This is a genomic window from Bradyrhizobium sp. S69, from assembly GCF_009766005.1.
Taxonomy (GTDB): domain Bacteria; phylum Pseudomonadota; class Alphaproteobacteria; order Rhizobiales; family Xanthobacteraceae; genus Bradyrhizobium.
Genome location: NZ_LMUK01000016.1, coordinates 98,245 through 122,844, shown reverse-complemented (window position 1 = coordinate 122,844; position 24,600 = coordinate 98,245). Strand labels below are relative to the sequence as shown.

The window sequence follows — 24,600 nt, the reverse complement described above, 5'->3', positions numbered from 1 at the left end:
TCGAACTCGGCGTCACTCCGCCATCAACTATATCAGCCCGATCGAGATGGAGCTAAAAGCAGTTTAACCCTGTCCACTTTTTTGGGGGAAGATCAGGGTCGCAAGCACGGTGCCGAACAACATCCTTCGAGGCTCGCCGAAGACGGCGAGCACCTCAGGATGACGGTGCCGTTGTTGCGCAGGGCCGTAGGGCAAAGACCGCGTTACGTCCGCCGCCGGTACAGCTTGCGCCATTCGGGAAGCCGCTCGGCATAGGCAGCCGCGAGGGCAGGCTCCGGTTCGAATGTCTCGATACGCCGAGGCGCTGTGCAGACAGCTTCGATCGCCTCCCCCGTGACGGCCAGGCGTCCCAGCCTCGCCGCGCCAAATGCCGCTCCCGTTTCACCGTCGGCAAATCGATGAATCGGAATATTCAGAACGTTCGCCAGCACCGATAGCCAGAAGCGCGAACGTGAACCGCCGCCGATCGCATCCGCCTGCGAGATCACGATCCCGGTGTCGGCAAGCGCGTCGCGACAATCCGAGATCGCAAAGGCGACACCCTCGAGCACGGCCTGGACGATGGCGGCACGATCGGTGCCGTGGCTCAGCCCGTCGAGCATGCCGCGTGCCTCGGGGTCGTCGTGCGGCGTCCGTTCGCCGGACAGATACGGCAGAAAGTTGACATGCGACGGCGCCTTTGGGCGCAAACCAAGCGGCTCCAGCAACTCGGCCTCGGAGGCCCCAAGCAGACGCGCGATCCAGGCGAGGCTCGCCCCCGCCGACAGAATAGCTCCGGCCTGAATCCACATCGCGGGGACGGCGTGACAGAACGTATGCACGGCGCGCTCAGGGTTGGCCGCAATCGCATCGGTCGGTGCCAGCAATGCTCCGGAAGTTCCGAGCGAAACAAACGCGGCTCCCGGCCGTATCGCACCGATGCCGATGGCGCCCGCCGGATTATCGCCGGCGCCTCCGGCGATAACAGGTCGTTTGGTCATTCCCCAGCGAAGCGCCAGCTCGCTGCGCAACCGCGCCGCCGGCGCACACCCCTCGACGAGACGCGGCATCTGGCTGCGCGACAGACCGGTCGCGGCCAGCCCCTCATCCGACCAATCCCGTCGCGCGACATCGAGCCACAACGATCCGGATGCATCCGAGACATCCTCGATCGCCTCACCGCTCAGTACCAGTCGTAGATACGCTTTCGGGAGCAATACGAGTTTGGTGGCCGCGAAGATCTCCGGCTCGTGTTTCGCAACCCATAGCAATTTCGGAGCGGTGAATCCGGGCATCGCCTTGTTGCCTGTCGTCGCACGCAAGGCGGGCCAGCGCTGCTCCAGTTCAGCGCATTCCGTGGCGGACCGCCCGTCATTCCACAGAATGCAGGGCCTCAAGGGCTTGAAGTTCGCATCGAGCAGTGTAGCGCCATGCATCTGGCCCGACAGGCCGATGCCGTCGACAGCGGCCAATTCGCGCGGATGATCCGCCTTCAAGGCATCCAGCGTGGCAAACGTGGCATCAATCCACTGCCCGGGGTCCTGTTCGGAATAGCCGTGATGCGGAGACGCCACCGTCAGCGGCCGGCTTCGGCTTGCTACCACGCGTTGTTCGTGATCGACGAGAACGGTTTTGACCGCTGACGTGCCGAGATCGATACCGAGATACATCATCACCTTTCGCCCGCCGTGCGACGCAAGCTGCGTGGTTCAACGCGCATTCCGGCATGTCGCATTTCGGGCCACGCCGAGATCATCATGGAATTCTCATGTGTCGGCAAGTTCCGCTCCGAATGTCCGTTTTGTGACAAGCGGACTCATGCACCGCAACAATTCGCCGCGTCACGTCTCCCCGACGAACAGGTGTTGGACGACGTAATGCCGTTTTTCCATGGCACGCATCGACTGCGACCGAAAGCGGCTCTCGCAACCCGGCGCGGACCGGATTAGCCTCAGGGCTGCTTGGCTGGATCAACCGGCCGGCGCATAGATTGGGAGGATGTGATGACACACGACGTGCAACGCGATCCGGAAAAGACAATCTCACGGCGAACGCTGGTCCACGGCCTGGCCGCCGCGGCCGGTGCCACCGTGATCGGGAGCAGCGGCGCGCTGGCCCAGCAGGCCAGCCAGGTGGGGCCACCGACGACGATCACCAGCCCGCCGCGCGACTTCGGACCTCACGGCGCCCCGACCACCTATTTCTGGGACCCTGATATCATCGCGGTCGATCCGTCGTTTAACGATCTCGCCCAGCCTAACGCCACGATCACGCGCCTCTATACCGGGATGCTGTGGGGTGAAGGCCCGGCCTGGAGCGCCCAGGGCCGCTATTTCCTGTGGAGCGACATTCCCAACAATCGGCAGATGAGATGGTCGGAGGACGACGGCCGCGTCAGCGTGTTCCGCTCACCGACCAACAACTCCAACGGCAACTCGTTCGACTTCCAGGGCCGCCAGCTCTCCTGCGAGCATCTCACCCGCCGGGTCGTGCGCTACGAGCATGACGGCACATCGACGGTGCTCTGCGATAATTTCAACGGCAAGAAGCTCAACTCGCCCAACGATGTCGTCGCTCACCCGGATGGCAGCACCTGGTTCACCGATCCGCCCTATGGCGGCCAGCTCTACGAGGGCGAACCGGATGCTCCGGGCGGCTCCACGAATCCTGGTGGCAAGCTCAATCCACGCATCGGCCAGCCGGCCGGCTTCGTGCCGAGCAAGCGCGAGCTGCCGACCAACTGCTATCGCGTCGATCCCACCGGCCGTGTCGACCTCGTGCTGAGCGAGGACCAGGTGCCGGATCCCAACGGCCTCGCGTTCTCGCCCGATTACAAGAAGCTGTACGTCGTCAGTACGGGCAAGGGGCCAGGCGATACCGGTCCGGGCGGCAAGGGCGACGTGTTCGTGTTTGATGTCGGCGCCGACAACAAGCTCACCAATCAGAAGCGATTCAGCGACTTCGTGATTGACGGCGTGAATTGCGGACCGGATGGCATACGCTGCGATGTCAACGGCAATATCTGGACCGCGAGCAATGCCGGTCGCCACGTCGGCTACAACGGCGTGACGGTATGGAATCCAGACGGCAAGCTGATCGGCCGCATCCGCCTGCCCGAGGTGTGCGAAAACATCTGCTTCGGCGGCCCCAAGCGCAACCGCCTGTTCATGGTCGCGAGCCAATCGATCTACGCGGTTTATACCGCGACCCAAGGCGCAGGACCGGGCTGACCCGTTCCGCCGTCGCTTGATACCGCAAACGAGGTGCCGGCGTGATCCGCCGGCACCTCGCGGCGCGGGTGGGTCAAATAGAGAAATTGTGCGGAGCGAGTAACGTTTGTGCAACGCCGGAGCGAAGCCACATTATCCGACTATGCCAAAATTGGCATAGTCGGATAATGACGGAAGATCAGGTGACGATAATGGCAAAATCAGTATTCCACGACCTCTTCCCCGAGGAAGAAGCCGCAGAGCTTGAAATGCGCGCCAAATTGCTTTCCGGCATCAACAAATGGCTGAACAAGTCGGGATTGACCCAGACCGAGGCGGCGGCACAGCCTGGCGTTACTCAGGCTCGGGTATCGGAGATCAAGAACGGAAAGATCAACCGGTTCAGCCTGAGCATGCTGGTCCGGCTCGCGCAGCGAGCCGGGTTGCGCCCCGGGATCAAGCTACAGAAGGCGGCGTGACGAACGTCGGCGGGAGAGACGCGCTTCGCCACGTTACAAAGAACTCTGCACAAAAACGTAGTGATTTCAATGCTGAGGGTGAGTTTGTGGTGCGCTCGGAGGGACTCGAACCCCCACGATTTTACTCACTGCCACCTCAAGGCAGCGCGTCTACCAATTCCGCCACGAGCGCTTGTCTGGATCGGTCCTACAGTGATGCCGGACCGGATCAACGGCGCGGGATGTAACAAATCGGGGATGCAGGGACAAGGCCTGCCCTAGAGTCTTTAAGGGGGTTGTTTAGGGGGTGTTTTGGCCGGCTCAGAGAGGCTAGAAAAGGCTCAGCGGACGCCCGGCTGACGTGGCAGCATTTGCTTGACTTCGACCGCGATCCGGTTGCGATCGACCAGCACCACGCCGCTGGCGATCGGCAGGTTGTTGGCGAGGATCTTGACCTCGTCGGCCTCGGTGGCGTCCAGTTCGATGATGGCGCCGCGACTGAGGCGCATGACCTGATGGATGGGCATCGACGTGGTCCCGAGGACCACCATGAGATCGACGGTGACTTTATCGAGCGTTGGCACTGGAACCCAGACTTACAAATGCAAAATTGCGTGGTTCCAGATCACCACGTTATGGTTAGCCAATGGTTAATGATCGCCAAAGCCTCGATTTGACGACGTTTGCGCAGCCTCTGCCCGGAGGCGACGTCGAATGGCGGATATCCGACCAGCCGATTCCCTACCTGGAAGCCATCGCCTTGATGGAATCACGGGTCGCGGCGATCGCAACCGGCGACGCACCCGAGTTGGTCTGGCTGCTGGAGCACCCGCCGCTTTACACCTCGGGCACCAGCGGCAACGAAGGCGACCTGCTCGAGCCACGTTTTCCACTGTTTTCCACCGGGCGCGGCGGACAGGTGACCTATCACGGTCCCGGCCAGCGGGTGGCCTATGTGATGCTCGACCTGAAGCGCCGCAAGCCGGATGTGCGGGCCTATGTGGCCGGCCTCGAGGCCTGGATCATCCGGACGCTGGCGGCCTTCAACGTCCGCGGCGAGCGGCGCGAGGATCGCGTCGGGGTCTGGGTCAGCCGCCCGGACAAGGGCGTGGGCTTTGAAGACAAGATCGCCGCCATCGGGGTTCGGCTGCGGCGCTGGGTCTCGTTCCACGGTATCTCGATCAATGTGGAGCCGGATCTGTCGCATTTCGACGCCATCGTGCCCTGCGGCGTGGTGGACCCGCGCTACGGCGTCACCAGCCTGGTCGATCTCGGCCATCCCGCCTCGATGATGGATGTCGATATCGCGCTCCGGCAGACGTTCGCCGAGGTGTTTGGCCCGATCACGACGTCCCTGCCGGAGACGATGTGACGATCGCTTGCAGTAAGCCTCAGAGGATGGCTTCGAAGGCGCTGCGCAGCGTTTCGTGCCGGAACACAAAGCCGCTGCTCAACGCCTTGTTGGGAATCACGCGTTGGCCGCCCAGCAACAATTCGTCGGCGAAATCGCCGGCCGCGTGATGCAGCAGCGTGGCCGGTATCCGAAATATCGCGGGCCGCCGCAGCCGCCGGCCGAGTTCCTCGGTGAACTTCCGGTTGGTGACGGGGATCGGCGCGGTCGCGTTGATCGGGCCGGATATGCCGGGCTTGGCCAGCGCATGGCCGATCAGGCGAACCAGATCGTCGCGCTCGATCCAGGACATCCATTGCTTGCCCGATCCCATCGGACCGCCGAGGCCGAACTCGAACGGCGTCAGCATGCGCGTCAGCAATCCGCCCTCGGTGCCCACGACGAGGCCGGTCCGCAGATAAACCACCCTGACGCCGTAGTCGCTCGCCCGCCCCGCCTCCTGCTCCCAGGCCGCACATAATTCGTGGCTGAAACAGGCGTGGGCTTTGGCCGATTCGGTCAGCGGCTGATCCTGCCACAGGCCGTACCAGCCGATCGCGGAGCCGCTGACCAGAACGCTCGGCCGCTGCTGGAGGCGCGTGATCAAGCGCACGACATCGCCGGTCATGCCGATCCGGGAATCGATAATCTTGCGGCGCTTGGTGTCGGTCCATAATCCGTTGCCGATCGGCTCGCCGGCGAGATTCACAATGGCATCGATTTTGGCGTCGTCGGGAAGCTGATCCAGGCTGGTGAGCAATGTGATCGGCGCGTGCAGTGCATCTACCTTGGCTGGATTGCGCACCAGCGCGATCACCTGATGTCCGGAATCAGTCAGCGCCGCAACCAGCCGGCTGCCGACGAATCCGGTCGCGCCGGTGACGAGAATGGTCTGGCGTCCCGACAATCCGGCAACAAGGCCGGTGACCGTCCGGCCGTTCAACCTTGCAAGCCGTCGGGACGCCGCAAGGTCGCGCAGCCCGAACAGGCCGACGCCAACGGCCGATGCCGCGGCAAGAACACTCCAGACGCCATGAAACGCCGGCGTGACGGCGGTCGGTTGTCCCGCCCATTCGATCAGCACCGGCACTAACAAGACGAGGATGGCGCCGTAATTCAACGCCAGCAAGGTGTGGTTGATGCGCTCGCTCGCCGGAAGTTTCCGGCTGATATCCTCTTCGACGAAGTCCATCAGCGTGATGACGATTTCGGCGGCGAGCACGACTGTTATCGCCACCGCCAGCAGCCCGTGAACTTCCAGCCAACCGAGCACGAGAAACAGCGCGGCATAGAGCATGTTGCGCACGCCATGGAGTTGCAGTTCGTGCCGTTGCGACGGACGCCACGCCAACCGCTCCGTCATTTCATGATGATAGAATGTGTCGAACGCCCCCATCGCGATCTGAATGGCGATCAGGCTCCAAAGCAGCGGTGACGTCATGACGTGGCCTCCCGAAACACCGCTGACTGCCGAATCAGCCGGCCAAAACGCGGATGAATGATTTCAAGCGTGAAGCGGAACTGGTCGCCGCCGAGGTCGGCGTGGGTGACGGTGAGAGCGCCGGGTGTCAGCGATGCCGGCAGGGGCAGCCTCATTTTGCCGATCTCGAGAAAGTAGCCGGCGCTGCAAAACTGCAGCGCTTGGCCATCGACGCGAACCTGCAGCGCCATCGCGATGCCACACCCGACATATTCCTCGAGGCCGGTGGGTCCGCCAAAGCGCTTCGCCGAATGAATGACCTGGGGAAATCCGTGGTGGCGCGCGTAAATGCGTGTCCAGATCTGGCCACCCGATGCGGCATCTTCGGTCACGGTGACGATGGCCGGGACGTTGCAGTCGGCCGCCGTCGGCAGCGGTCCGCCGATCAACCGTGCGAGTTGAGCCAGCCACCAGCCGGCGCCGCTGAATTCGGCCTCCTCCACCTCGCCGACATAGACCACCGTCTTGCCATCGGCGAAACGCTTGGAAAAGCGCCGCCAGATCGCCAGCGGCAAGCGCCCCCAGTCGTCGTCCGACAGCAATGCGCGAAAGCGATGATCGTCGAGGAGTTTGTCGCTGGACGGCGGGGCTGCTGGAAATTTCGAAATCCTGCTTGCTGACGCCATGGCACACTCCAATCGGGCTGCGCTCTATCTGGATTTTCCCACGGGCAAGAAACTGACGATCTTCTCGCCAAGCCGCATCAGGGCCATCAGCCGCGGCCTCGGCACGTTGAGCATTTGCGAATACCAGCGATCGACCAACTCGGTGAAAGCCAGCATTTCCTTCAGCCGCTTGCTGGCGACCGGGCTGATCGTCGAATCGTCGGCGGCATCGACCACGCAGGCGCGCAAGGCTTCCACTGCGGGATCGATCTCCCGCACCTTGCGGCCCGCGGCGATGCGCGCGGCGACCTCCCAAATATCGGTCTCGGCCTCATAGTGATCGCGGCGATCGCCCATGATCGGAACCCGCCGGATCAAATTCCACGACAACAACTCCTTGATGGAGTTGGAGACGTTGGAGCGCGCCATGCCCAGGGTGTCCGCGATATCGTCGGCGGTCATCGGGGCTTCGGACAAATAGAGCAGACCGTGGATCTGGCTCACCGACCGGTTGACGCCCCACTCGTCGCCCATGTCGCCCCAATGCAGGACGAAGCGTTCGACGGCGGGAGGCAATTTCTTCTTACCTGTAATTTCTGTCATGACAGAAATATCTGACAATACGGGCAGGATGTCAAGCGCGACATGCGAGCGGGCGCCGCCTCACAGCGCCATAAATCCGGCGGATCGCCGATATCCTGCTGTCATGCGATGTTCATGAGTCGGCGATCAAACTGCCGTTCGCTCCACGCGGGGGGCGCACCACCGAAAGAAATAACGCCGTGCCAAGCTCCACATTCGTTGTCGCCAGCAGGCCCAGGTCGGCCGCGCACAATTCAACCACGGCGGCTGCAGCGGCGCCGCCGCTCAATTCTCTCGTCAATACGGTTGCCACCATCGGCGTCATCGCCGCCGGCGTCGCCCTGCTCGACCTGGCATTGATTCCCGGGATGGTGATTGGCGGCGCCGCCGTCCTGGTGCCGAACCTGCTGCCCAAGCTCGGTCGCCGCTTGCGGCCGATGCTGCGCTCGGCCCTTCAGCCGCGACCCGAGCCGAAGGTTGCCGCGCCAGGCACGGCACTGATGGTCGTCCCCAACCGTTTCACGGTCAGGCAGGCCATCGCCAAGACGATTACCTTTCGGATTATCGTCACCAGTCTCGATTTCACTGTCAACTACGTGGTGTTGGGCGAATTCGCCACCGCCGCCGGTTTGTCGGCGTTTGCGCTGGTGGTCGGTCCCTTGTTCTATCTGGCCCACGAAACCGTGTGGAACCATTTCGGCGATGCCAACAAGCGTGTCGACCTGACAATCTTCTTGCGACGCCCCGATGCCGACGAGCAACCCGGATCTCGCCGCGCCCTGACGATCAGCCGGGCTCTCGCCAAGACCATCACCTTTCGTACCATCGCAACGACGATGGACTTCGCCGTCAACTTCGTGGTGGTCGGCGATCTCGCGACCGCTGCCGCCCTCTCGGCGTCCGGGTTCATCCTGGGACCGTTCGTTTATTTCGGCCACGAGTGGGCCTGGGATCGTTACGGCTCGCCCGCGGAAGGCGCGGCCCAATTTGAGGCGCCCCTTGCGCTGTTGCCGAGGCCCGTCTGAGGGCTAGTCCAGGGCGTGCACTCACAAATCGAGGCTCGTGAGCGAGTTCGACCCCATGTCCGCGATCGGGCGTATTGCAGACTCAAACCGGACGGCGCCTTAGGTCCGAAAAGTGCCAGAACCCGACCTTGCATCAATGATTAGTCGGGCGCCAAAGATAGAGCCCGGATGAGGTCGACTCCGGACGAGACCATCAGACTACAGAGGCCGCTTCTGAACGGCGCCCTAGATCGTCACCCCGACAGGGACCATGACCGAGCAAGGGGGCCTTCCGAAAAGCGAACATGCGCTGCATTACGCTCATCGGGTTCCGATTGGTGATGATATCGGTACCCGTTCCGCCCTAACAATGGGCTATGAGCTTCATGCTACAACGTCATCTGAAGGCTGAGCATATATGTCCTTGGCGTACCGAGGTAGGCGGTATTCGCACCGGGACTTCCAACGATGTTTCCGTCGGCGATTGACGAATAGTAGAACGTGTTTCCGATGTTGAGCACCTGAAAGCGCCCCGTAAAGATGTGTTTGTCGACCGTCGTAGAATACCGAACACCCGCGTCGAATGTGGCGTAGGACGGCGCGAAAGAGTTGTTGAGATTGGTTGCTGCTCGCTCGCCTTCCGCGTGAACGCCACCCGTCAGCGCGAAACCGCGCCAGGCGCCGGGGTGGAAGTCGACAGCCATATCGGATTTGAACAGCGGAACGCCCACGACCAGCCCGCTGTCGGTCGAAGCGACTCCCGTATTTATCAGCCTGGCATCTATGTAGCTGATGCCACCGAAGACGGTTATGTCTTGATACACATCACCCTGGAGAAAGAGTTCTGCTCCATTGTTGCGTTGGGTGCCGACGACCTGGAACACGTTTGTCGCGGCGAGCGTTTCTGCAAGCGGCCGAGTCATATGAAACAGCGCGAAGGTGGCGAGCAGACGCGGCGTAACGGCGTATTTTACGCCGACTTCGTATTCTTCGTCGGTGTAGGGCGAGAGAAATGCGTTGGCGTTTGCCGTGCCGGCCGGCGCCTGATCGCTCTGTTCGACACTGTTGGCCCAAGTCGCGTAGGTCGTAATCTTGTCAAATGGCTTATAGATCAGGCTCACCGTCGGACTGACGACTCCATCAGCGGACTGCTGGCTCGTGACGGCGCCGCTCGTCGCCCAACTCTCGGAATGGAGGAAGGACGTACTGACGACGCCTTGCACCGCCCACTGGTCGTTGAAGTGGAAAGTGTCGCCCGTGATGATCGTCTGATCCTGTAGAATCGCAGACTTGTATTGTCCGCCATTGCTCGGAATAGGCTGTGTGGGCAGGACCGTGGGATTGGCCAGATTTCCGGTGCCGAGCGTGGTGGTGATCGAATTGCGGTAAGAATATTGGCCGTTGAAGAAGCCGTTGGTCCCGATCGTCAATTCATTCGTAAAACCGAACAAATCGAACTTGCCGTTCAACGAGGCCGTGTTGCTGGCGATGGTGAAATGAGGCACCGCGGCGAAGTTTTTGGTGACCGTGTAGTTCCCCTGGTTGTCGGTCACCGTGTTGGTGATGCCGAAAAGATTGCGGACCGCGTCCTGATAAAGACCGCCGATCTCAAAATTCCAATCGTTATTGAACTCATGTTTGAGCTTGACGAGGCCCGTGTTGGTGATGAGGTCCGTACCGGCGCCGGGTTGTCCATAACCTAGCTTTGTGGGGTCAACTGCCGCCGGGAGTACGGGAAATTTCGGACCTCCAAAATAGACGATGCTGCCCGGCAGGCCGGTCGTATTGGTTTCGTAATGACTGAAATTCGTTTCGAGGACGGTTCGATTGCCGAGGTAGAAGTCCAGAGCTCCACTCGCCAATGTCCTGTTGGATGCACTCTCAGGCGCCCAGCTTTCTCCTTCGCCATGAACCGCGTCTATTCGGTAACCGACCTTTCCGTCAGGCGTGCGCCCGCCCGCGTCGATATTCTCGGTGAAAACAGAATTCGAATCAAAGCCTTGGGTATAACTCGCATACGGCGTATCGGTCGGTCGCTTCAGGACGTAATTGAATACCCCCGCTGGGGTGGCCGGCCCGTAGAGCGATCCAGCCAGGCCATTGAGCACCTGAATGCCGGAGAGGTTTTCGGCCGGGATCGCCGTCGTCCCGATAACGTTCAAACCGTCAAGCCGAGTGTTTTGAACGATGGTGCTTTGAAACCCGCGTGATTGCGGACGGGAAACTTCGAGCCCCTGCTGATTGCGGATCTCTACGTCAGGCAGGTATCGAAGCGTGTCGTTGACTGTTTTCAGCTGCAGGTTTTCCATGAAATCTTGCGAGACGGTAGTAATTGAGAACGGCGTGTTGAGAACATTTCGGTTCCCCAAGGGACCGACGCTTACCGTTCGAACGTCGTAACTGGGGTTGCTTGCTCCATTGTGGAAACTCCCCGAGCCAGCCAGCGCCGGCTCAACGCTGACGGCAGGAACCGCTGTCGGGGTCGATCGACTTGCTGACTTTTTCCTTTTATGGATCGCTCCGGTCTGCCGAGCCGGCTGTTGGTCTTGTTGGCGATTGCTTCCCGGTTTTGGAGGTTCTACCGTGACCGCCGGCAGCGGCCCTTGCTGGGCCTGAGCTACCTGCACCCAATCGCACGTCAAACCCGCCAGCAAGACGCCGGCAACCGCCCCATACTTCATTCCTCTGGCCCCCGCTAAATCTCTCTGGGATCGACGTCGATCCCGAAGATATTTTATCGTTATATTTCTAGAGATATAACGTCGTATAATTAGACACTTTTGTGCAACACTTGAAATCTAATTGAAATCGCGGTGGGTAATTCGGAATACAAATAAGGCGATCAAAATGAAAAATCGACGTAACTTGGTTCGCGCCTGCGGTTGGATTGCCGTCGCGGCCATGGTTTGGATGCCCGCACGTGCCGATACATTGAAGGTGACAGCCGCGGGCAGTTTGCGCGCGGCGATAGGAGATCTGCTGGAGCACTTTCCACGACAGTCCGACGACATCGGCGTTCCGGAGTACGGCGCCTCCGGACTGATGCGGCAGAAGATCGAGGACGGGGCGCGTGTCGATGTTTTCGCATCAGCGGATGTCGAGCAGCCCCATAAACTAGCCGAAGGGCATCCCGAACGTTTGGTCATTCTGTTCGCACGGAACAGCATGTGTGCCCTGTTTCGTCCCGATCTGGAACTCAACCAAACCAATTTTTTGGACCGCCTCCTGGATCCAACGGTCAGGATAGCGACTTCCACGCCTGGCTCCGATCCACTGGGTACCTATAGCTGGGAGGTGTTTGCGCGCGCCGATGCCGTAAAGCCGGGCGCGCGCGCGACGCTGGAAGCAAAGGCAAAAAAGCTCGTGGGCGGGGGCGAGAAAACGCCGCCATTAGTGCCAGGAAAAGGCGCGGTTGAAGGTATTTTCCTGTCCAAACAGGCGGATGTGATGCTCATTTATTGTAGCGCCGTTGCAGGTATTCAGAAGGAATTGCCGACCCTGGCCTCCATCAAACTGCCGCCAAACTTAACAGTTCAGCCCGCGGACGGATTGATTATCCTCGACGACAAACCCGTTGCGCTACGTTTCGTTGCGTACGTGATGTCGGAGGAAGGGCAAGCTACGCTGCAAAGGCACGGACTGGAGCCGATAGCCTCGGTCGACTCGAAGCGCTGACGCTCGGAAAACTCATCGGAACAATTCATGGCATATCGGTCAGCGCCGGTCGCGGCGGGGCGCCGACAGATTGCACTTATGGCCCACTCAAGCCGCGCGGCGTGCCGAGGTTCAACGACCGACGTGTCCTCAACGGCATCGTCTGGATATTGCGGTCAGGCGAACCATGGCGCGATTTGGCTACGCGCGTATGAGTCCATGCGCTAGAGCATTTCCGGTTCTGATGGAATCAGAACCGGGCTCTAGATTCTTGTTTTGACGCGTTTTCTTGACGCGAACCGGTGCCCACTTCGCTCGAAAACGCTCTAGATCGTCGGCAACAGCGAAAACCCCTCGCCGGCTCGCCGCAGGTTCAAGGCATCGATGCCGGCCGCCTCATCCGTCACCGTCTCGACCCGCGCCGAGGATGGACCACGGCGGCAGAGTGCGACCATGCTGGCGACGGTTTCCGCCGGTCCTGAAAACAGCGCTTCGACGCTGCCGTCGCGGCGGTTGCGGACCCAGCCTTCCAGCCCGTGCGTCCGCGCTTGATGTTCGACCCAGGCGCGGTAACCGACGCCCTGCACCTGGCCCCGGATCACGACTTGGCGGATCGTGCGATCCATCTATTTCTTCAGCCCAAGTTCTTCAGACCAAGGAAGTCGGCGCTGCGCTGCTTCATCTCGGCGTCGCGCATGACGCGGCCGGTCAGCTCCGAGGACGCCAAGCCTTTCAAGCTCTTCGGCGAAGCGCCGTCTCGCAAAGCTTTCAGCGTGTCGTAGACGGCTTGCGTGGCCGCCGCGAACGGCGCGTGGCCCTGCAATGCGATCCGCACGCGCTGGCCGCCGAGATAATCCAGAGCGCTCATGTCTTCCGGCGCGCCGCCGAGCACGATCGGCAGCGTTGTCGCGGCGGCGATCGCTTCGAGCTCGGCGTGGGACTTGATGCCGGTGAAGAACAGCGCATCGACGCCGGTGGCTTCATAGGCCTTGGCGCGTTTGATCGCGTCGTCGAGCGAGGTGATCGACGCAGCCCCGGTACGCGCGATGATCACCAGCGAGGGATCGCCGCGGCCGTCGAGCGCGCCCTTCATCTTGCCGACGCCTTCCTCGAGCGAAATCAGTTGCGGTTTTGCCTCGCCAAAGGCCTGTGGCAGCAGCGTGTCCTCGATGGTGAGGCCGGCCGCGCCCGCCGCTTCCAGTTCCTGCACGGTGCGGCGCACATTGAGCGCGTTGCCGTAGCCGTGATCGGCATCGACCAGCACCGGCAAGTCCGCCGCGCGCGACATCCGGCGCATCTGTTCGGCCAGCTCCGTCAGCGTGATCAGCGTGATATCGGGATCACCGAGCACCGCCAGCGAGGCCACGGAACCGCCGAACATGCCGACCGCAAAACCCAGATCCCTGGCAATCCGGATCGAGGTCGCATCATAGACCGAGCCAGGGTGAATGCAGGACGATCCCGACAGGATCGAGCGCAGGGCATCGCGGCGCTTGCGGAAGGCCATGGAGAAACTCCTCAAGTTCTTGAGGTCATTGCGAGGAGCACTTGCGACGAAGCAATCCAGTTCTTTCTTGTTGCTATGGATTGCTTCGCTTCGCTCGCAATGACGGGATCGGGCTCTTACGCGAACTCCAGAATCAGCGCATCCACCGCCAGCGTCGCGCCGGCGGAGGCGTGGATTTTCTTGACGGTACCGTCGCGTTCGGCACGCAGCACGTTTTGCATTTTCATCGCCTCGACCACGGCCAGCGTCTCGCCGGCCTTGACCTCTTGCCCTTCGGTCACCGCGATCGAGACGATCAGGCCTGGCATCGGGCACAGCAGTTTCTTGCCGGTATCGGCCGCGGTCGCCACCGGCATCAGCCGGGCCGAGGCCGCTTCGGCTTCGGTAAAGACGTAAACCGGAACCTCAAATCCCTGATGCGCAAGGCGAACGCCATTGGCGATCGGACGCACCTGCATCGCCACCATTTGGCCGTCGAGGGTGCCTTGCCAGACCGCCTCGCCCGGCGTCCACGACGAGACCAGGAGATGCGGCTTGCCGGGCGTGCCGTCCGCGTCGACAAACCGGACCGCGATGCCTTCGCTTTCGCGGGCAATGTCGAGGATGATCTCGCTACGCTCGAGCCACACCGCCCGGCGGCCCTCGCGTTGTACCGGCCGTCCGATCAACTGACCGGAAATCCGCCGCTTGCGTTCGCCGAGCACGTGATCGATCGCAGCACCAACCGCGGCCAGTCGTCGTGCGATCTCGCCCTCCGGCGTGCGCGCGGTAAATCCCTTGGGAAACTCCTCGGCGATGAAGCCGGTCGACAGATCGCCTTCGCGCCAGCGCGGGTGGCTCATCAGCGCCGACAAGAATGGAATGTTGTGGCGGATGCCGTCGATATAGAACGCATCGAGCGCGCGGGACTGCGCCTCGATAGCGGCGGCGCGCGACGGCGCATGGGTCACGAGCTTGGCGATCATCGGATCGTAATAGATCGAGATTTCGCCGCCCTCCTGCACGCCGGTGTCGTTGCGAACGGTGACGCCGTCGCGGCTTGTCTCCGCCGGCGGACGATATTTCACCAAGCGCCCGATCGAAGGCAGGAAGTTACGGAACGGATCCTCGGCATAGACCCGCGATTCCACCGCCCATCCGGTCAGGGTGACGTCCTTTTGCGCCAGCTTGAGCTTCTCGCCTGCGGCGGAGCGGATCATCTGCTCGACCAGATCGATGCCGGTGATCAATTCGGTCACGGGATGCTCGACCTGCAACCGTGTATTCATCTCCAGGAAGAAGAAGCTCTTGTCCTGCCCGGCGACGAATTCGACGGTGCCGGCGGAATCGTATTTCACCGCCTTGGCGAGTGCTACCGCCTGCTCGCCCATCTTGCGGCGGGTGGTCTCGTCGAGCAGCGGCGACGGCGCCTCCTCGATCACCTTCTGATTGCGGCGCTGGATCGAGCATTCGCGCTCGCCGAGATAGATCACATTGCCGTGCTTGTCGCCGAGCACCTGGATCTCGATGTGGCGCGGATCGACGATGAATTTCTCGATGAAGACGCGGTCGTCGCCGAACGAGGACTTGGCTTCGGCCTTGGCGAGGTTGAATCCTTCGGCGACCTCGGATTTCGCATGCGCGATCCGCATGCCCTTGCCGCCGCCGCCGGCGGAGGCCTTGATCATCACGGGATAGCCGATCTCGTCGGCAATCTTCACCGCGTGCTTTTCGTCTTCGATGACGCCGAGATGGCCCGGCACCGTCGAGACGTTGGCCTTGGCGGCGGCCTTTTTGGATTCGATCTTGTCGCCCATCGCGGCGATGGCGCCGGGGTTGGGACCGATGAAGACGATACCTGCCTTTTCCAGCGCGCGCGGAAACGCTTCGCGCTCGGACAGGAAGCCATAGCCGGGATGCACGGCTTCGGCCCCGGTCTGTCGGCAGGCCTCGACGATCTTGTCGATCAGAAGATAGCTTTCGGCGGCAGCCGGCGGCCCGATCAGGACGGCCTCGTCGGCCATTTCGACGTGCAACGCATCACGGTCGGCCTCGGAATAGACGGCGACCGTCTCGATCCCCATACGACGGGCGGTCTTGATGACCCGGCAGGCGATCTCGCCGCGATTGGCGATCAAAATTCGTTTGAACATGTTGTTGTTTGCTTAAACCTTTTGGGCGGGATCCCCCGTTTCCAATGTGGCATGGACCGAGGGCGGTAACAATTCGTCCTACAGCAAAACGGGCCGGAGGCAACGGGTTATGTCGGCCAAAACCGGCCTGGAGCCTCCCGAATCTGCCGGGGCCCGCGACATAGCCCCCCGACTTGGCCGGCAACTTGGGCCCTCTCCCGGGCGCAAACATAACCGGTTCAAAGCCCCAGGGCCGTTCTTGTCCCACGGCCCCGGGTTCCCTAGCATGCCCTAAGCTTGTCTTGAGCTTATCTTGGGGGCAGTGCGACGGGGGCCGATCATGAAGCACGACACGAACTTTGGCGTTCTGACGGGTAACAATATCGACACGCAATTCTTCAAGGCCGGGACCGTCATTTTCCGCGAGGGCGACGAGGCCCACGAACTGTTCGTCGTCAAGAGCGGCGAAGTCCGAATCCAGATCGGCAACCGGACGGTCAGCGAGTTCTCGGCGGACCACATTTTCGGTGAGATGGCGCTGATCGACAACGAACCGCGCAGCGCCACCGCGATCGCCGTGACCGATGTGGAGCTGGTCGCGGTCACCGAAAAACAATTCCTGTTTCTGGTCGGCCAGACCCCCTACTTTGCGCTGAAGGTGATGCGCGTTCTCGCGCAGCGCTTGCGGGTGACGAACAAGACGTTCGGCTGAAGGCAACGTTGGTACGGTTTTGGCAGCGACGAGACCCGTGCCAGGTTCGTCGGATGTGCATAAAGGGGGTCGTTCGAGCCGTGCGGAACCACTGTAACAATTCTGTCACACAGCAAAACTAGACAAAACTGGACAGGGGCCGCGACCGCGGCCCATCCGCCACCCAATTTGCCGTCCCGGGGGAATTTCAATGCGCCGCTCACTGATGATGCTGTCTGCTGGCCTTGCCGCGCTGTCTTCAGGGGTTGCCTTCTCAGGGACCGCCGCCTTGGCGCAAAGCGTGCCCCACAACATCATCCTGTTCGTCCCGGATGGCCTGCGCGGTAGGATCGTCACGCCGCAGAGCGCGCCGGCGATGGCTGAGATCCGCGACAAGGGCGTCCATTTCAAGAATTCGCATTCGCTGTTTCCGACCTTCACCACCGCCAACGCCTCGGCGATCTCGACCGGGCATTACCTCGGCGACACCGGCGATTTCAGCAACACGATCTATACCGGCTATCCGGTCGCGGCCGCGGCCGGCACCGTTACCCCGTTCCTCGAATCAGATCCGGTGCTGCACGATGTCGACGAGCACTTCGGCGGCGACTATCTGAACGAGGAAACCGTGCTGAAGATGGCCCGGATCAAGGGCTACAGCACCGCGGCGATCGGCAAGCTCGGTCCAACCCTGATTTTCGATCATAATGACAAGATCGGCGCCGACGGTTTGCATTCCATCGTGATCGACGATTCCACCGGCTCGAAGAACGGCGTGCCGCTGTCGGACGAAATGAAGGCGGCGCTGGCCAAGGCCAACCTTGCGCTGGAAACGCCCTCGCGCGGTGAGAACGCCAAGGCCGGCGATTCCAAGACCGCCGGGACCACGGTGCCGAACACCGGCCAGCAGGCCTATTTCACCGATGTCGCCACCAAGGTGGTGCTGCCGATGTTCAAGGCGCGCAACAAGCCGTTCCTGTTGGTGGTGTGGTCGCGCGATCCCGACGGCAGCCAGCACAATAACGGCGACAGCCTCAACACCGTGACGCCCGGCATCAACGGTCCGACCTCGATGGCCGGCATCAAGAACGCCGACGACAATCTGGCGCAGTTGCGCAAGGCGCTCGACGATCTCGGGCTTGCGGCCACCACCAACGTCATCATCACCTCCGACCATGGCTTCTCGACGATTTCCAAGGAGAGCAAGACCAGCCCGTCGGTTAAAAACACCTACCCGGACACGCCGAAGGATTTCCTGCCGATGGGTTTTCTGGCGATCGATCTCGCCAAGGCGCTGGATTTGCCGTTGTTCGACCCGAACGACAAGAACGCGGCCGTGGCCGACAATGCCTATCCCAAGGCCGGTAACGGCCTGCTCGGCAAGGACCCGACCAAACCTGATCTGGTGGTCGCGACCAATGGCGGCTCGGACCTGATCTATCTGCCGAACCGGGACAAGAAACTGGCGGAGCGCACGGTCAAGGCTCTGCTCGACCAGGATTACGTCAGCGGCATCTTTGTCGACGACAAGCTCGGACGCTTCCCCGGCACGCTGGAAATGTCGCAGATCAACCTCAAGGGCAAGGCAGCGACGCCGACCCCGTCGATCGTGGTCAATTTCCGCTCTTACGCCAGCGGCTGCGACCAGCCGACCAACTGCTCGGTCGAAATCGCCGACACCGTGCTGCGGCAGGGCCAGGGCATGCATGGCAGTTTTGGACGCGGCGATACGCTGAATTTCACCGCCGCGATCGGACCGGACTTCAAGGCCGGCTATGTCGATGCACTGCCGGTCAGCAACGCCGATGTCGGCATGACGATCGCGCAACTGATGAACCTGCGCACTACCGCCAATGGCGGCCTGCTGGGCCGCGTGATGTCGGAAGCCTTGCCCGGCGGCATCGTCCCGAAGGCGGCCGACGGCTCGATCGTTTCCAAGCCGGCTGCGAACGGGCTGAAAACCGTCGTGAAATACCAGCGCGTGCTGTCGCAGCGCTATTTCGATGTGGCGGGCTTTCCGGGCCGGACCGTCGGGCTCGACGCCGACGGCGGCAAACAAAAAACGGCGGGAAAATAGTCCCGCTGCTTAAGCTGCAACACGGCTCGGCTTCACCAATAGATCAGCGGGGATTTTCCACGTTTCACTAATCTTGTGGATCATCTCGACTGTCAAAGGGCGCCGACGATTGAGCAATTCGGATGCGCGCGATCGGGAGCCCAGCAGTTCGGCAAGCTCGGCCTGCGAATGTCCCAACTCCTCGATCGCATAATTCAAAAGGTCGATCGGATCCGAGGCGTCGATATTGGGCCAGCGCTGGTCCTCATATTTTTCAACAAGCGTTGACAAAATATCGAGCTTGTCGCCTTCCTCGGTCCCGTCGGCCGCGCCCCAAAGTTTCTCGATTTCCCGGATCGCCGCGGCGTGATCATCGTCGTTTCGTATCGGATGAATTTCCATATTGCGCCTCCTAAAATAGCGAAACCGTCAAGGCATTGATCCTGTCGTACTCGGCGTGCGTCCCAATGAATTTGACGAACGCGATACCTCTGCCAAAATCGAAAGCCACGATCATCCGAAAATTGCCCCCAGCGATTTCAAACCGCGCACGTTCGCCATTCAAAATTTTTGCATTCGGCGCGGCAAAGCGGACATCATCCATCGACTTCCATCTGGCGGCCTTGAGCAGCGTTCTCCATCGATGAAGCGGGGCCTCTGTTTCCGGGTGCCTTTCGGCGTACGAAGCCAACACGCTCCAGGCGATAATTCTCATGCCAACCAATATGTTCCCAAAATGGGAACAGCGCAATGGCCCAGACAAAACAAAAACGGCGGGACAATAGTCCCGCCGTCGTAAAGCCCGTGCATTGCCGGCCGGTTACATGCCGATGTCGAACACGTTCGGCAGGTGAACCAGCGGCAGCGAGGCCACGCCGACCAGGGTCGCAACCAGCCTCATCAGGGTGCGGTTGCTGCGGTGCTTGCCGCGCATCTGGCTTGCGATCCACTCCAGCACTTCGGTATTGACGCCGACCGACCGGGTGGGCGCCCAGCTTTCGATCAACGTTTCCGGCGACAGCGCAACGGTGCGCGGCGGCACCGGCAGGCCCGACGCGGAAGCTGCGTGGTGCACCACGGCCTTGGCCAGGAGGTCGTCGAAGCGGCCATTGTCGCTACGCTCGGCCGCGGCATCGTTGATCTCGAACAGGGCTTCGGCTTCGGCGCGGCTGACCGGCTGATGCTCGACGGCGGTCGCGGTCAGGATGCGGGCGCACCAGGCGGCGTCGGCGGCGTCCAGTTCGCGGGAAAAATGAACACGGCCCTTGGTGGTGGGGCCTTCTCCGGTGATGACGCCATCGCGCACCACGCCCAGGGCTTGCGCCGCGGTATCGCGGCAGGAAATCTTCGAGGGTTCGACAGCGGAGACGGGTTCGACAAGTTCAACAAACGGGGCGGACATTGGAAGTTGCTCTTTTCAGTTTTTTGTTCTGGGCCAGCATTTCCATGCGGGCGTAAACGAGTGGTTAACGATTCGAAACTTGGATCGCGACTTTTTTAAATGGTTGCCAATTGGTCGCTGTGATCTCTGTCACGGTTCATTGCTATAGTAAGCCGGCCGGTGGTGATGGGCGGCATAAGCGGCGATATCGGGGCATATCGCCGTTTTCGATCCATTGTGGCCATTTCGCCGCAGGCGGTCCGGACGACAGGAAGACGCCAGGAACACCCTGCCCCGGAGAAGGATTTTATCCTTTTTGAGAAACCGTTCCGTTCGGCGGTATCTCCCTCTATAATCGAGGCGCCGATTTTACCTGTAACTTGAATGACATGAGGACAACACATGGCTCTGCAGATAGGCGCGATAGCCCCGGACTTCGAGGCCGAAACCACCGACGGGAAAATTAAATTCCACGACTGGATCGGCGGCAGTTGGGCGCTGTTGTTCTCGCATCCCAAGGATTTTACCCCGGTTTGCACCACCGAACTGGGCGCGCTGGCCAAGCTGAAACCGGAATTCGACAGACGCGGCGTCAAGCTGATCGGATTGAGCGTCGATCCCGTCGAGCGACATTCGAAATGGTCGGAGGACATCAAGGAGACGCAAGGCACAGCGCCGAATTACCCGATGATCGGCGACACCGATTTCAACGTATCGAAGCTCTACGACATGCTGCCGGCCGCCACCTCCGGCGACGCCGGGACGCGTACCGCGGCCGACAACCAGACCGTCCGCAATGTCTTCATCATCGGGCCGGACAAGAAGATCAAACTGGTGCTGGTCTACCCGATGACCACGGGCCGCAACTTCCAGGAAATATTGCGGGTGATCGATTCCCTGCAGCTGACCGCCAAACATCGGGTCGCCACCCCGGCCGACTGGAAACAGGGCGAGGACGTCATCATCGCCGGCTCCGTCAGCGACGACGAGGCCAAGACGATCTACCCGCAGGGGTGGAAATCGCCGAAGCCCTACATCCGGATCGTGCCGCAGCCGAAGTAGGGATTCTTCATCGTCATTGCGAGCGCAGCGAAGCAATCCAGAGCCGAGGAAAGGACTGGATTGCTTCGTCGCGGAGCCTGCGCATTCGCGCGACCCGTCGGCTCCTCGCAATGACGGGTCACACCCTCGGCGCCAGCCAATCGGCAATCAGCAGCCCCAGCGTCGACGCCACCGCCGTGACAAACGTCCCCCAGGACACGTCGACCAGCACGACAGCCCATGTCCAGTGCTTGAGCAGCGACAACGATGTCAGCTCGAACGTCGCATAACAGAACAAGCCAAACAGGGCGCCGTACAGCAGGGTCGACGGCCAGGCGGCCGTGACCGAACCACTGACGAAGACCAGGATGCCGGCCACATACAGCAGGTAAAACAGGATCGCCGGCGCGAGCCTGATCTCGCCCAGCATGTCGCCGACCTGCGAGGTAAAGAAGCCCTTGGCGACCAGCCCGAGAAACAGAAAATCGATCGGGATCAGCACGATCAACGTCGCCAGATAGAGCACGACAGTCCGGTTCAATGTGGCCTCCAGCCGTTTCTGTTGGTGACCTCATGTAGTACGTCTGAGGTCTGTCGGAGTTGCAACGTCTCCCCGGGCGCATGGACCCAACCCGCGCCAGCCGAGTTAACCGCCTGATGCCCAGCCAGTCCTCCCCTCCCTGCATCGTCTGGTTTCGCGACGATCTCCGCCTTTCCGACCACCCTGCTCTGCATGCCGCCGCCAAAGTCCACGCGGAGACCGGCGCGCCGGTGATCTGTCTTTACGTGCTCGACCAACCTCAAGGCCCCAACGCGCGTCCGCTCGGCGGCGCGGTGCGCTGGTGGCTGGCACAATCGCTGCGGGCCTTGCAAGCGAGCCTGCAGGCGATCGGTTCATCGCTGGTGCTGCGCCAGGGGCCGGCGGCCAGGATCATCGCCGCCCTGGCGCGGGAGACCGGCGCCCAGGCCGTCTACTGGAACGACATCGCGCAGGCGCCGTGTCAGGCGCAAGCGGATCACGTGGCCGCTGAGCTGGAAGCGATCGGCGTCACCGCGCAGCGATTTCCGGGCGACCTGCTGGTGTCCCCGCTCCACATCCGCAACAAGGAAGGCCGCGGCCTGCGGGTGTTCACGCCGTTCTGGAAGCGGGTGCAAGCGTTGGGCGATCCGCCAAAGCCGCTGCCGGCGCCGAAGCGACTGGGGTCCGCGTCAGACATCCCAAGCGATCGCCTCGAAGACTGGGGCCTTGAACCCCGGCGTCCGGATTGGGCGGGCGGCCTGCGCGAGCATTGGACCCCCGGCGAGAAGTCCGCGCAGGCCAGCCTCAGCGCCTTTCTGAAAAGTCACGCGGCGGGCTATTCCGGCAATCGTGACCGGCCCGACCGCCCCGGCACCTCGGGCCTGTCGCCGCATCTGCGCTTTGGCGAGATCAGCCCCCGCCAAATCTGGCACGCCGCCCGCTTCGCCGCCGCCGAGCGGCACGCGCTCGCCGGCGATATCGATAAATTCCTCAGTGAAGTCGGCTGGCGCGAGTTCTGCCGTCATCTGCTGTTCGACGTGCCCGACCTCGCAACGCGGAACCTGCAGCCGTCGTTCGATGCGTTTGCCTGGAAGCAGGACGACGCGGCGTTCGCGGCGTGGCAACGCGGCCGGACCGGCTACCCTATCGTCGATGCCGGGATGCGCGAACTCTGGCACACCGGCGTGATGCACAACCGGGTGCGCATGGTGGTGGCCTCGTTCCTGGTCAAGCATCTCCTGATCGACTGGCGCGAGGGGGAAAAATGGTTTTGGGACACGCTGGTCGATGCCGATGCCGGCAGCAATCCCGCCAATTGGCAGTGGGTCGCGGGCTGCGGCGCCGATGCGGCGCCGTATTTCCGGGTGTTCAATCCGATCCTGCAGGGCGAGAAGTTCGATTCCGATGGCGCCTATGTCAGGCGCTGGGTGCCGGAGCTCGGCTCGTTGCCCGACAGCATGATCCACCAGCCATGGAGTGCGACCCCGCTCGAACTCGCGAGCGCCGGCGTGGAACTTGGCAACACCTATCCCCTCCCGATCATCGATCACAGAGACGGTCGCGCGCGAGCGCTCGCCGCCTACGCCAAGGTCCGCAACGCGTGAATTGGACACGTCTCTTTGGCGCGTCTGTTTGACGTGCGAAAAAATCTCGCTATCGTCATGACTTCGTAAAACTCTGGGGGATGACATGGACGACGATAAACCGGTTCTCGAGCACGTCACCGAGGCGACCGCTGCACCTGCGATCACCGAAGCCGCCAAGCCGGTGGTCAAGAAGGCGAAGAAGAAGGCCGCCAAAAAAGCCGCGAAGAAAACCGCCAAGAAGGTGACGGCGAAGAAGGCCAAGACAGCGAAGAAGGCCAAGAAGGCTGCGAAGAAATCAGCCAAGAAGGCCAAAAAAGCTGTGAAGAAAACCGCCAAAAAGACCGCGAAGAAGGCCAAGAAAAAGAAGGCGAAGAAGTCGAAGCGCTAAGCTCTGACGCGCGCAAAAGCCTCCGGCTAACGGCCCGGAGGCTTTTATTTTGCAGTCGGCTGCTGCTGGCGTCGAAGTCGGGCTCCGGCATAGGCCGGTCAACCCGGTTGATTCGCCCGCAAGGGTGGCTCTGACGAAGGGTGGCTCCGACAGAGGCTGCCCGGGGCAATGCCGAAAAACGGCTGTTAGAAAAACTCTTGCGGACAGGGATCGACGATCTTCCAGAGATCAATGCCGTTCTTGATCTTCTTCATGTCGGTGGTCAGGCCGCCGTTGCGGCGAATCCAGTCCCGTACCGTGTCGGGGTAATAGGACATCAGATCCGCCGTCCCCTCGACGCTGGTGACCTTGATGCCGAAGGTGAAGGCCTTGTCGTAATAGGCCTGGTGGAAGCCGACACTGGCGCGCGGCGTCACGCAAATCTTGTTCAGCGGCACGATGCCGAACACAAGGGTGCAGGCGGAATTGCAGACGCCGTCGATGATGACGCGCTCGTGGCGATCGCGGATGCGCTGGTATTTGGCCTTGTACTCTTCGACGTAACCGCCGTGATCGCCGGTGATATGCAGGTCGGCGCGTGCCGGCGTCACGTTAAGCCAAGGCAACGACAGCGAGAGCAACAGCAGGGCGGCAGACGTGATGCGCATGTCGATCGGGGAACCGGAGAGAGCCTTCGGGGACACTGAACGGTCGGTTGAAGGACCAGACGGTACGACTCTGGCCATACTGTGTTTGAAATCCGTTAAGCATCCGAATCCGGGCAAAATCCGGCTGCGGGCGGTAATTGTCGGGGCCTTCCCGCCCAAATCCGCGGGCCGCGGCCTGAAAGACCTGCCCAACCCGGCCCTGCCCGCGCCCCGCGGCCCCGCGGCCTAGAGCATGACGGGTTGGGGTTGAATCGATCGCCGTCAGCGCCAGCCAGCACAGCCGATCTGGATGCTCCGGAGGGGCCAAACAC

General features: G+C 61.7%; 24 protein-coding genes and 1 tRNA gene. 10 read left to right on the top strand and 15 right to left on the bottom strand.

Going from position 1 to position 24,600, the window contains the following annotated elements; all coding sequences use genetic code 11:
* Nucleotides 1-203: 203 nt before the first annotated feature.
* A complete protein-coding gene (xylB, locus tag GSQ88_RS05575; RefSeq protein WP_159006395.1) occupies nt 204-1,649 on the bottom strand; it encodes a xylulokinase in 1,446 nt (481 codons plus the stop codon).
* Nucleotides 1,650-1,982: 333 nt separating this feature from the next.
* Between xylB and GSQ88_RS05570 the strand changes: the two genes are divergently transcribed.
* Both GSQ88_RS05570 and GSQ88_RS05565 read left to right on the top strand, forming a co-directional pair.
* Nucleotides 1,983-3,209: an SMP-30/gluconolactonase/LRE family protein gene (locus GSQ88_RS05570; protein ID WP_159006387.1), complete on the top strand. Its 1,227-nt coding sequence runs from the start codon at nt 1,983-1,985 to the stop codon at nt 3,207-3,209.
* A 191-nt stretch (nt 3,210-3,400) separates the two neighbouring features.
* A complete protein-coding gene (locus GSQ88_RS05565; RefSeq protein WP_159006386.1) occupies nt 3,401-3,667 on the top strand; it encodes a helix-turn-helix domain-containing protein in 267 nt (88 codons plus the stop codon).
* Between the two features lie 87 nt (nt 3,668-3,754).
* Here GSQ88_RS05565 and GSQ88_RS05560 read toward each other — a convergent pair.
* A tRNA-Leu gene (locus tag GSQ88_RS05560) sits at nt 3,755-3,839 on the bottom strand.
* A 148-nt stretch (nt 3,840-3,987) separates the two neighbouring features.
* On the bottom strand, nt 3,988-4,230 hold the full coding sequence (locus GSQ88_RS05555) for a FliM/FliN family flagellar motor switch protein (RefSeq protein ID WP_159006385.1): 243 nt from the start codon (nt 4,228-4,230) through the stop codon (nt 3,988-3,990).
* A 62-nt stretch (nt 4,231-4,292) separates the two neighbouring features.
* Between GSQ88_RS05555 and lipB the strand changes: the two genes are divergently transcribed.
* Nucleotides 4,293-5,018 (top strand): lipoyl(octanoyl) transferase LipB, encoded by a 726-nt coding sequence (gene lipB / locus GSQ88_RS05550; RefSeq protein WP_159006384.1) that lies wholly within the window; start codon nt 4,293-4,295, stop codon nt 5,016-5,018.
* A gap of 19 nt (nt 5,019-5,037) precedes the next feature.
* Here lipB and GSQ88_RS05545 read toward each other — a convergent pair whose 3' ends face one another.
* The 3 genes from GSQ88_RS05545 to GSQ88_RS05535 are packed head-to-tail and all read right to left on the bottom strand — an operon-like array spanning nt 5,038 to nt 7,724.
* Complete coding sequence (locus GSQ88_RS05545; protein WP_159006383.1) at nt 5,038-6,477, bottom strand: TIGR01777 family oxidoreductase; 1,440 nt, start codon at nt 6,475-6,477, stop codon at nt 5,038-5,040.
* Nucleotides 6,474-7,142 (bottom strand): DUF4166 domain-containing protein, encoded by a 669-nt coding sequence (locus GSQ88_RS05540; RefSeq protein WP_159006382.1) that lies wholly within the window; start codon nt 7,140-7,142, stop codon nt 6,474-6,476. The genes GSQ88_RS05545 and GSQ88_RS05540 overlap by 4 nt, the downstream gene beginning before the upstream one ends.
* 24 nt (nt 7,143-7,166) lie before the next feature.
* Nucleotides 7,167-7,724, bottom strand: coding sequence for a GbsR/MarR family transcriptional regulator (locus GSQ88_RS05535; protein ID WP_159006381.1), 558 nt, complete (start codon nt 7,722-7,724; stop codon nt 7,167-7,169).
* Between the two features lie 179 nt (nt 7,725-7,903).
* On the opposite strand from GSQ88_RS05535, the gene GSQ88_RS05530 reads away from it, so the two are divergent.
* Nucleotides 7,904-8,728: a DUF2061 domain-containing protein gene (locus tag GSQ88_RS05530; RefSeq protein ID WP_159006380.1), complete on the top strand. Its 825-nt coding sequence runs from the start codon at nt 7,904-7,906 to the stop codon at nt 8,726-8,728.
* 368 nt (nt 8,729-9,096) lie between these two features.
* Here GSQ88_RS05530 and GSQ88_RS05525 read toward each other — a convergent pair whose 3' ends face one another.
* Complete coding sequence (locus tag GSQ88_RS05525; protein ID WP_159006379.1) at nt 9,097-11,388, bottom strand: TonB-dependent receptor; 2,292 nt, start codon at nt 11,386-11,388, stop codon at nt 9,097-9,099.
* Nucleotides 11,389-11,554: 166 nt separating this feature from the next.
* Between GSQ88_RS05525 and GSQ88_RS05520 the strand changes: the two genes are divergently transcribed.
* The gene (locus GSQ88_RS05520) at nt 11,555-12,382 is read left to right on the top strand and encodes a substrate-binding domain-containing protein (protein WP_159006378.1); all 828 of its coding nucleotides are present in this window, start codon (nt 11,555-11,557) and stop codon (nt 12,380-12,382) included.
* Between the two features lie 305 nt (nt 12,383-12,687).
* On the opposite strand, the gene GSQ88_RS05515 is transcribed toward GSQ88_RS05520, so the two are convergent.
* The 3 genes from GSQ88_RS05515 to GSQ88_RS05505 form a co-directional block, all read right to left on the bottom strand.
* Nucleotides 12,688-12,987, bottom strand: coding sequence for an acylphosphatase (locus tag GSQ88_RS05515; protein WP_159006377.1), 300 nt, complete (start codon nt 12,985-12,987; stop codon nt 12,688-12,690).
* An 8-nt stretch (nt 12,988-12,995) separates the two neighbouring features.
* Nucleotides 12,996-13,868, bottom strand: coding sequence for an isocitrate lyase/PEP mutase family protein (locus GSQ88_RS05510; RefSeq protein WP_159006376.1), 873 nt, complete (start codon nt 13,866-13,868; stop codon nt 12,996-12,998).
* A 116-nt stretch (nt 13,869-13,984) separates the two neighbouring features.
* Complete coding sequence (locus tag GSQ88_RS05505) at nt 13,985-16,000, bottom strand: acetyl-CoA carboxylase biotin carboxylase subunit (RefSeq protein WP_159006375.1); 2,016 nt, start codon at nt 15,998-16,000, stop codon at nt 13,985-13,987.
* A gap of 319 nt (nt 16,001-16,319) precedes the next feature.
* Between GSQ88_RS05505 and GSQ88_RS05500 the strand changes: the two genes are divergently transcribed.
* Nucleotides 16,320-16,691 carry a Crp/Fnr family transcriptional regulator gene (locus GSQ88_RS05500; protein WP_159006374.1) on the top strand — a complete coding sequence of 124 codons (372 nt, stop codon included), beginning with the start codon at nt 16,320-16,322 and terminating at the stop codon, nt 16,689-16,691.
* A 190-nt stretch (nt 16,692-16,881) separates the two neighbouring features.
* Nucleotides 16,882-18,747 carry an alkaline phosphatase family protein gene (locus GSQ88_RS05495; protein ID WP_159006373.1) on the top strand — a complete coding sequence of 622 codons (1,866 nt, stop codon included), beginning with the start codon at nt 16,882-16,884 and terminating at the stop codon, nt 18,745-18,747.
* 9 nt (nt 18,748-18,756) lie between these two features.
* On the opposite strand, the gene GSQ88_RS05490 is transcribed toward GSQ88_RS05495, so the two are convergent.
* From GSQ88_RS05490 to GSQ88_RS05480, 3 genes are all read right to left on the bottom strand, one after another.
* Complete coding sequence (locus tag GSQ88_RS05490; RefSeq protein WP_159006372.1) at nt 18,757-19,128, bottom strand: helix-turn-helix domain-containing protein; 372 nt, start codon at nt 19,126-19,128, stop codon at nt 18,757-18,759.
* Between the two features lie 10 nt (nt 19,129-19,138).
* Nucleotides 19,139-19,441, bottom strand: a complete 303-nt coding sequence (locus tag GSQ88_RS05485) for a type II toxin-antitoxin system HigB family toxin (RefSeq protein WP_159006371.1) — start codon at nt 19,439-19,441, stop codon at nt 19,139-19,141.
* Between the two features lie 105 nt (nt 19,442-19,546).
* Complete coding sequence (locus tag GSQ88_RS05480) at nt 19,547-20,128, bottom strand: hypothetical protein (protein ID WP_159006370.1); 582 nt, start codon at nt 20,126-20,128, stop codon at nt 19,547-19,549.
* Between the two features lie 381 nt (nt 20,129-20,509).
* On the opposite strand from GSQ88_RS05480, the gene GSQ88_RS05475 reads away from it, so the two are divergent.
* Entirely contained in the window at nt 20,510-21,169 is a 660-nt protein-coding gene (locus GSQ88_RS05475; protein WP_159006369.1) for a peroxiredoxin, read from the top strand.
* 118 nt (nt 21,170-21,287) lie between these two features.
* Here the strand turns inward: GSQ88_RS05475 and GSQ88_RS05470 are convergent, their stop codons facing one another.
* Nucleotides 21,288-21,689 (bottom strand): DUF2177 family protein, encoded by a 402-nt coding sequence (locus tag GSQ88_RS05470; RefSeq protein ID WP_159006368.1) that lies wholly within the window; start codon nt 21,687-21,689, stop codon nt 21,288-21,290.
* 116 nt (nt 21,690-21,805) lie between these two features.
* Between GSQ88_RS05470 and GSQ88_RS05465 the strand changes: the two genes are divergently transcribed.
* Nucleotides 21,806-23,272, top strand: a complete 1,467-nt coding sequence (locus tag GSQ88_RS05465; protein ID WP_159006367.1) for a cryptochrome/photolyase family protein — start codon at nt 21,806-21,808, stop codon at nt 23,270-23,272.
* Between the two features lie 85 nt (nt 23,273-23,357).
* Nucleotides 23,358-23,642 carry a histone gene (locus GSQ88_RS05460; protein WP_159006366.1) on the top strand — a complete coding sequence of 95 codons (285 nt, stop codon included), beginning with the start codon at nt 23,358-23,360 and terminating at the stop codon, nt 23,640-23,642.
* Nucleotides 23,643-23,827: 185 nt separating this feature from the next.
* On the opposite strand, the gene GSQ88_RS05455 is transcribed toward GSQ88_RS05460, so the two are convergent.
* Entirely contained in the window at nt 23,828-24,289 is a 462-nt protein-coding gene (locus GSQ88_RS05455; protein WP_159006365.1) for a hypothetical protein, read from the bottom strand.
* Nucleotides 24,290-24,600 lie beyond the last annotated feature (311 nt).

Excerpts from the sequence above, each read along its gene's own strand:
- GSQ88_RS05505 (WP_159006375.1), bottom strand. The coding sequence starts at position 16,000 with ATGTTCAAACGAATTTTGATCGCCAATCGCGGCGAGATCGCCTGCCGG.
- GSQ88_RS05520 (WP_159006378.1), top strand. The coding sequence starts at position 11,555 with ATGAAAAATCGACGTAACTTGGTTCGCGCCTGCGGTTGGATTGCCGTC.
- GSQ88_RS05455 (WP_159006365.1), bottom strand. The coding sequence starts at position 24,289 with ATGCGCATCACGTCTGCCGCCCTGCTGTTGCTCTCGCTGTCGTTGCCT.
- GSQ88_RS05515 (WP_159006377.1), bottom strand. The coding sequence starts at position 12,987 with ATGGATCGCACGATCCGCCAAGTCGTGATCCGGGGCCAGGTGCAGGGC.
- GSQ88_RS05545 (WP_159006383.1), bottom strand. The coding sequence starts at position 6,477 with ATGACGTCACCGCTGCTTTGGAGCCTGATCGCCATTCAGATCGCGATG.
- GSQ88_RS05485 (WP_159006371.1), bottom strand. The coding sequence starts at position 19,441 with ATGAGAATTATCGCCTGGAGCGTGTTGGCTTCGTACGCCGAAAGGCAC.
- xylB (WP_159006395.1), bottom strand. The coding sequence starts at position 1,649 with ATGTATCTCGGTATCGATCTCGGCACGTCAGCGGTCAAAACCGTTCTC.
- GSQ88_RS05495 (WP_159006373.1), top strand. The coding sequence starts at position 16,882 with ATGCGCCGCTCACTGATGATGCTGTCTGCTGGCCTTGCCGCGCTGTCT.
- GSQ88_RS05570 (WP_159006387.1), top strand. The coding sequence starts at position 1,983 with ATGACACACGACGTGCAACGCGATCCGGAAAAGACAATCTCACGGCGA.
- GSQ88_RS05460 (WP_159006366.1), top strand. The coding sequence starts at position 23,358 with ATGGACGACGATAAACCGGTTCTCGAGCACGTCACCGAGGCGACCGCT.
- GSQ88_RS05465 (WP_159006367.1), top strand. The coding sequence starts at position 21,806 with ATGCCCAGCCAGTCCTCCCCTCCCTGCATCGTCTGGTTTCGCGACGAT.
- GSQ88_RS05525 (WP_159006379.1), bottom strand. The coding sequence starts at position 11,388 with ATGAAGTATGGGGCGGTTGCCGGCGTCTTGCTGGCGGGTTTGACGTGC.
- lipB (WP_159006384.1), top strand. The coding sequence starts at position 4,293 with ATGGTTAATGATCGCCAAAGCCTCGATTTGACGACGTTTGCGCAGCCT.
- GSQ88_RS05475 (WP_159006369.1), top strand. The coding sequence starts at position 20,510 with ATGGCTCTGCAGATAGGCGCGATAGCCCCGGACTTCGAGGCCGAAACC.
- GSQ88_RS05480 (WP_159006370.1), bottom strand. The coding sequence starts at position 20,128 with ATGTCCGCCCCGTTTGTTGAACTTGTCGAACCCGTCTCCGCTGTCGAA.
- GSQ88_RS05490 (WP_159006372.1), bottom strand. The coding sequence starts at position 19,128 with ATGGAAATTCATCCGATACGAAACGACGATGATCACGCCGCGGCGATC.
- GSQ88_RS05500 (WP_159006374.1), top strand. The coding sequence starts at position 16,320 with ATGAAGCACGACACGAACTTTGGCGTTCTGACGGGTAACAATATCGAC.
- GSQ88_RS05510 (WP_159006376.1), bottom strand. The coding sequence starts at position 13,868 with ATGGCCTTCCGCAAGCGCCGCGATGCCCTGCGCTCGATCCTGTCGGGA.
- GSQ88_RS05535 (WP_159006381.1), bottom strand. The coding sequence starts at position 7,724 with ATGACAGAAATTACAGGTAAGAAGAAATTGCCTCCCGCCGTCGAACGC.
- GSQ88_RS05565 (WP_159006386.1), top strand. The coding sequence starts at position 3,401 with ATGGCAAAATCAGTATTCCACGACCTCTTCCCCGAGGAAGAAGCCGCA.
- GSQ88_RS05540 (WP_159006382.1), bottom strand. The coding sequence starts at position 7,142 with ATGGCGTCAGCAAGCAGGATTTCGAAATTTCCAGCAGCCCCGCCGTCC.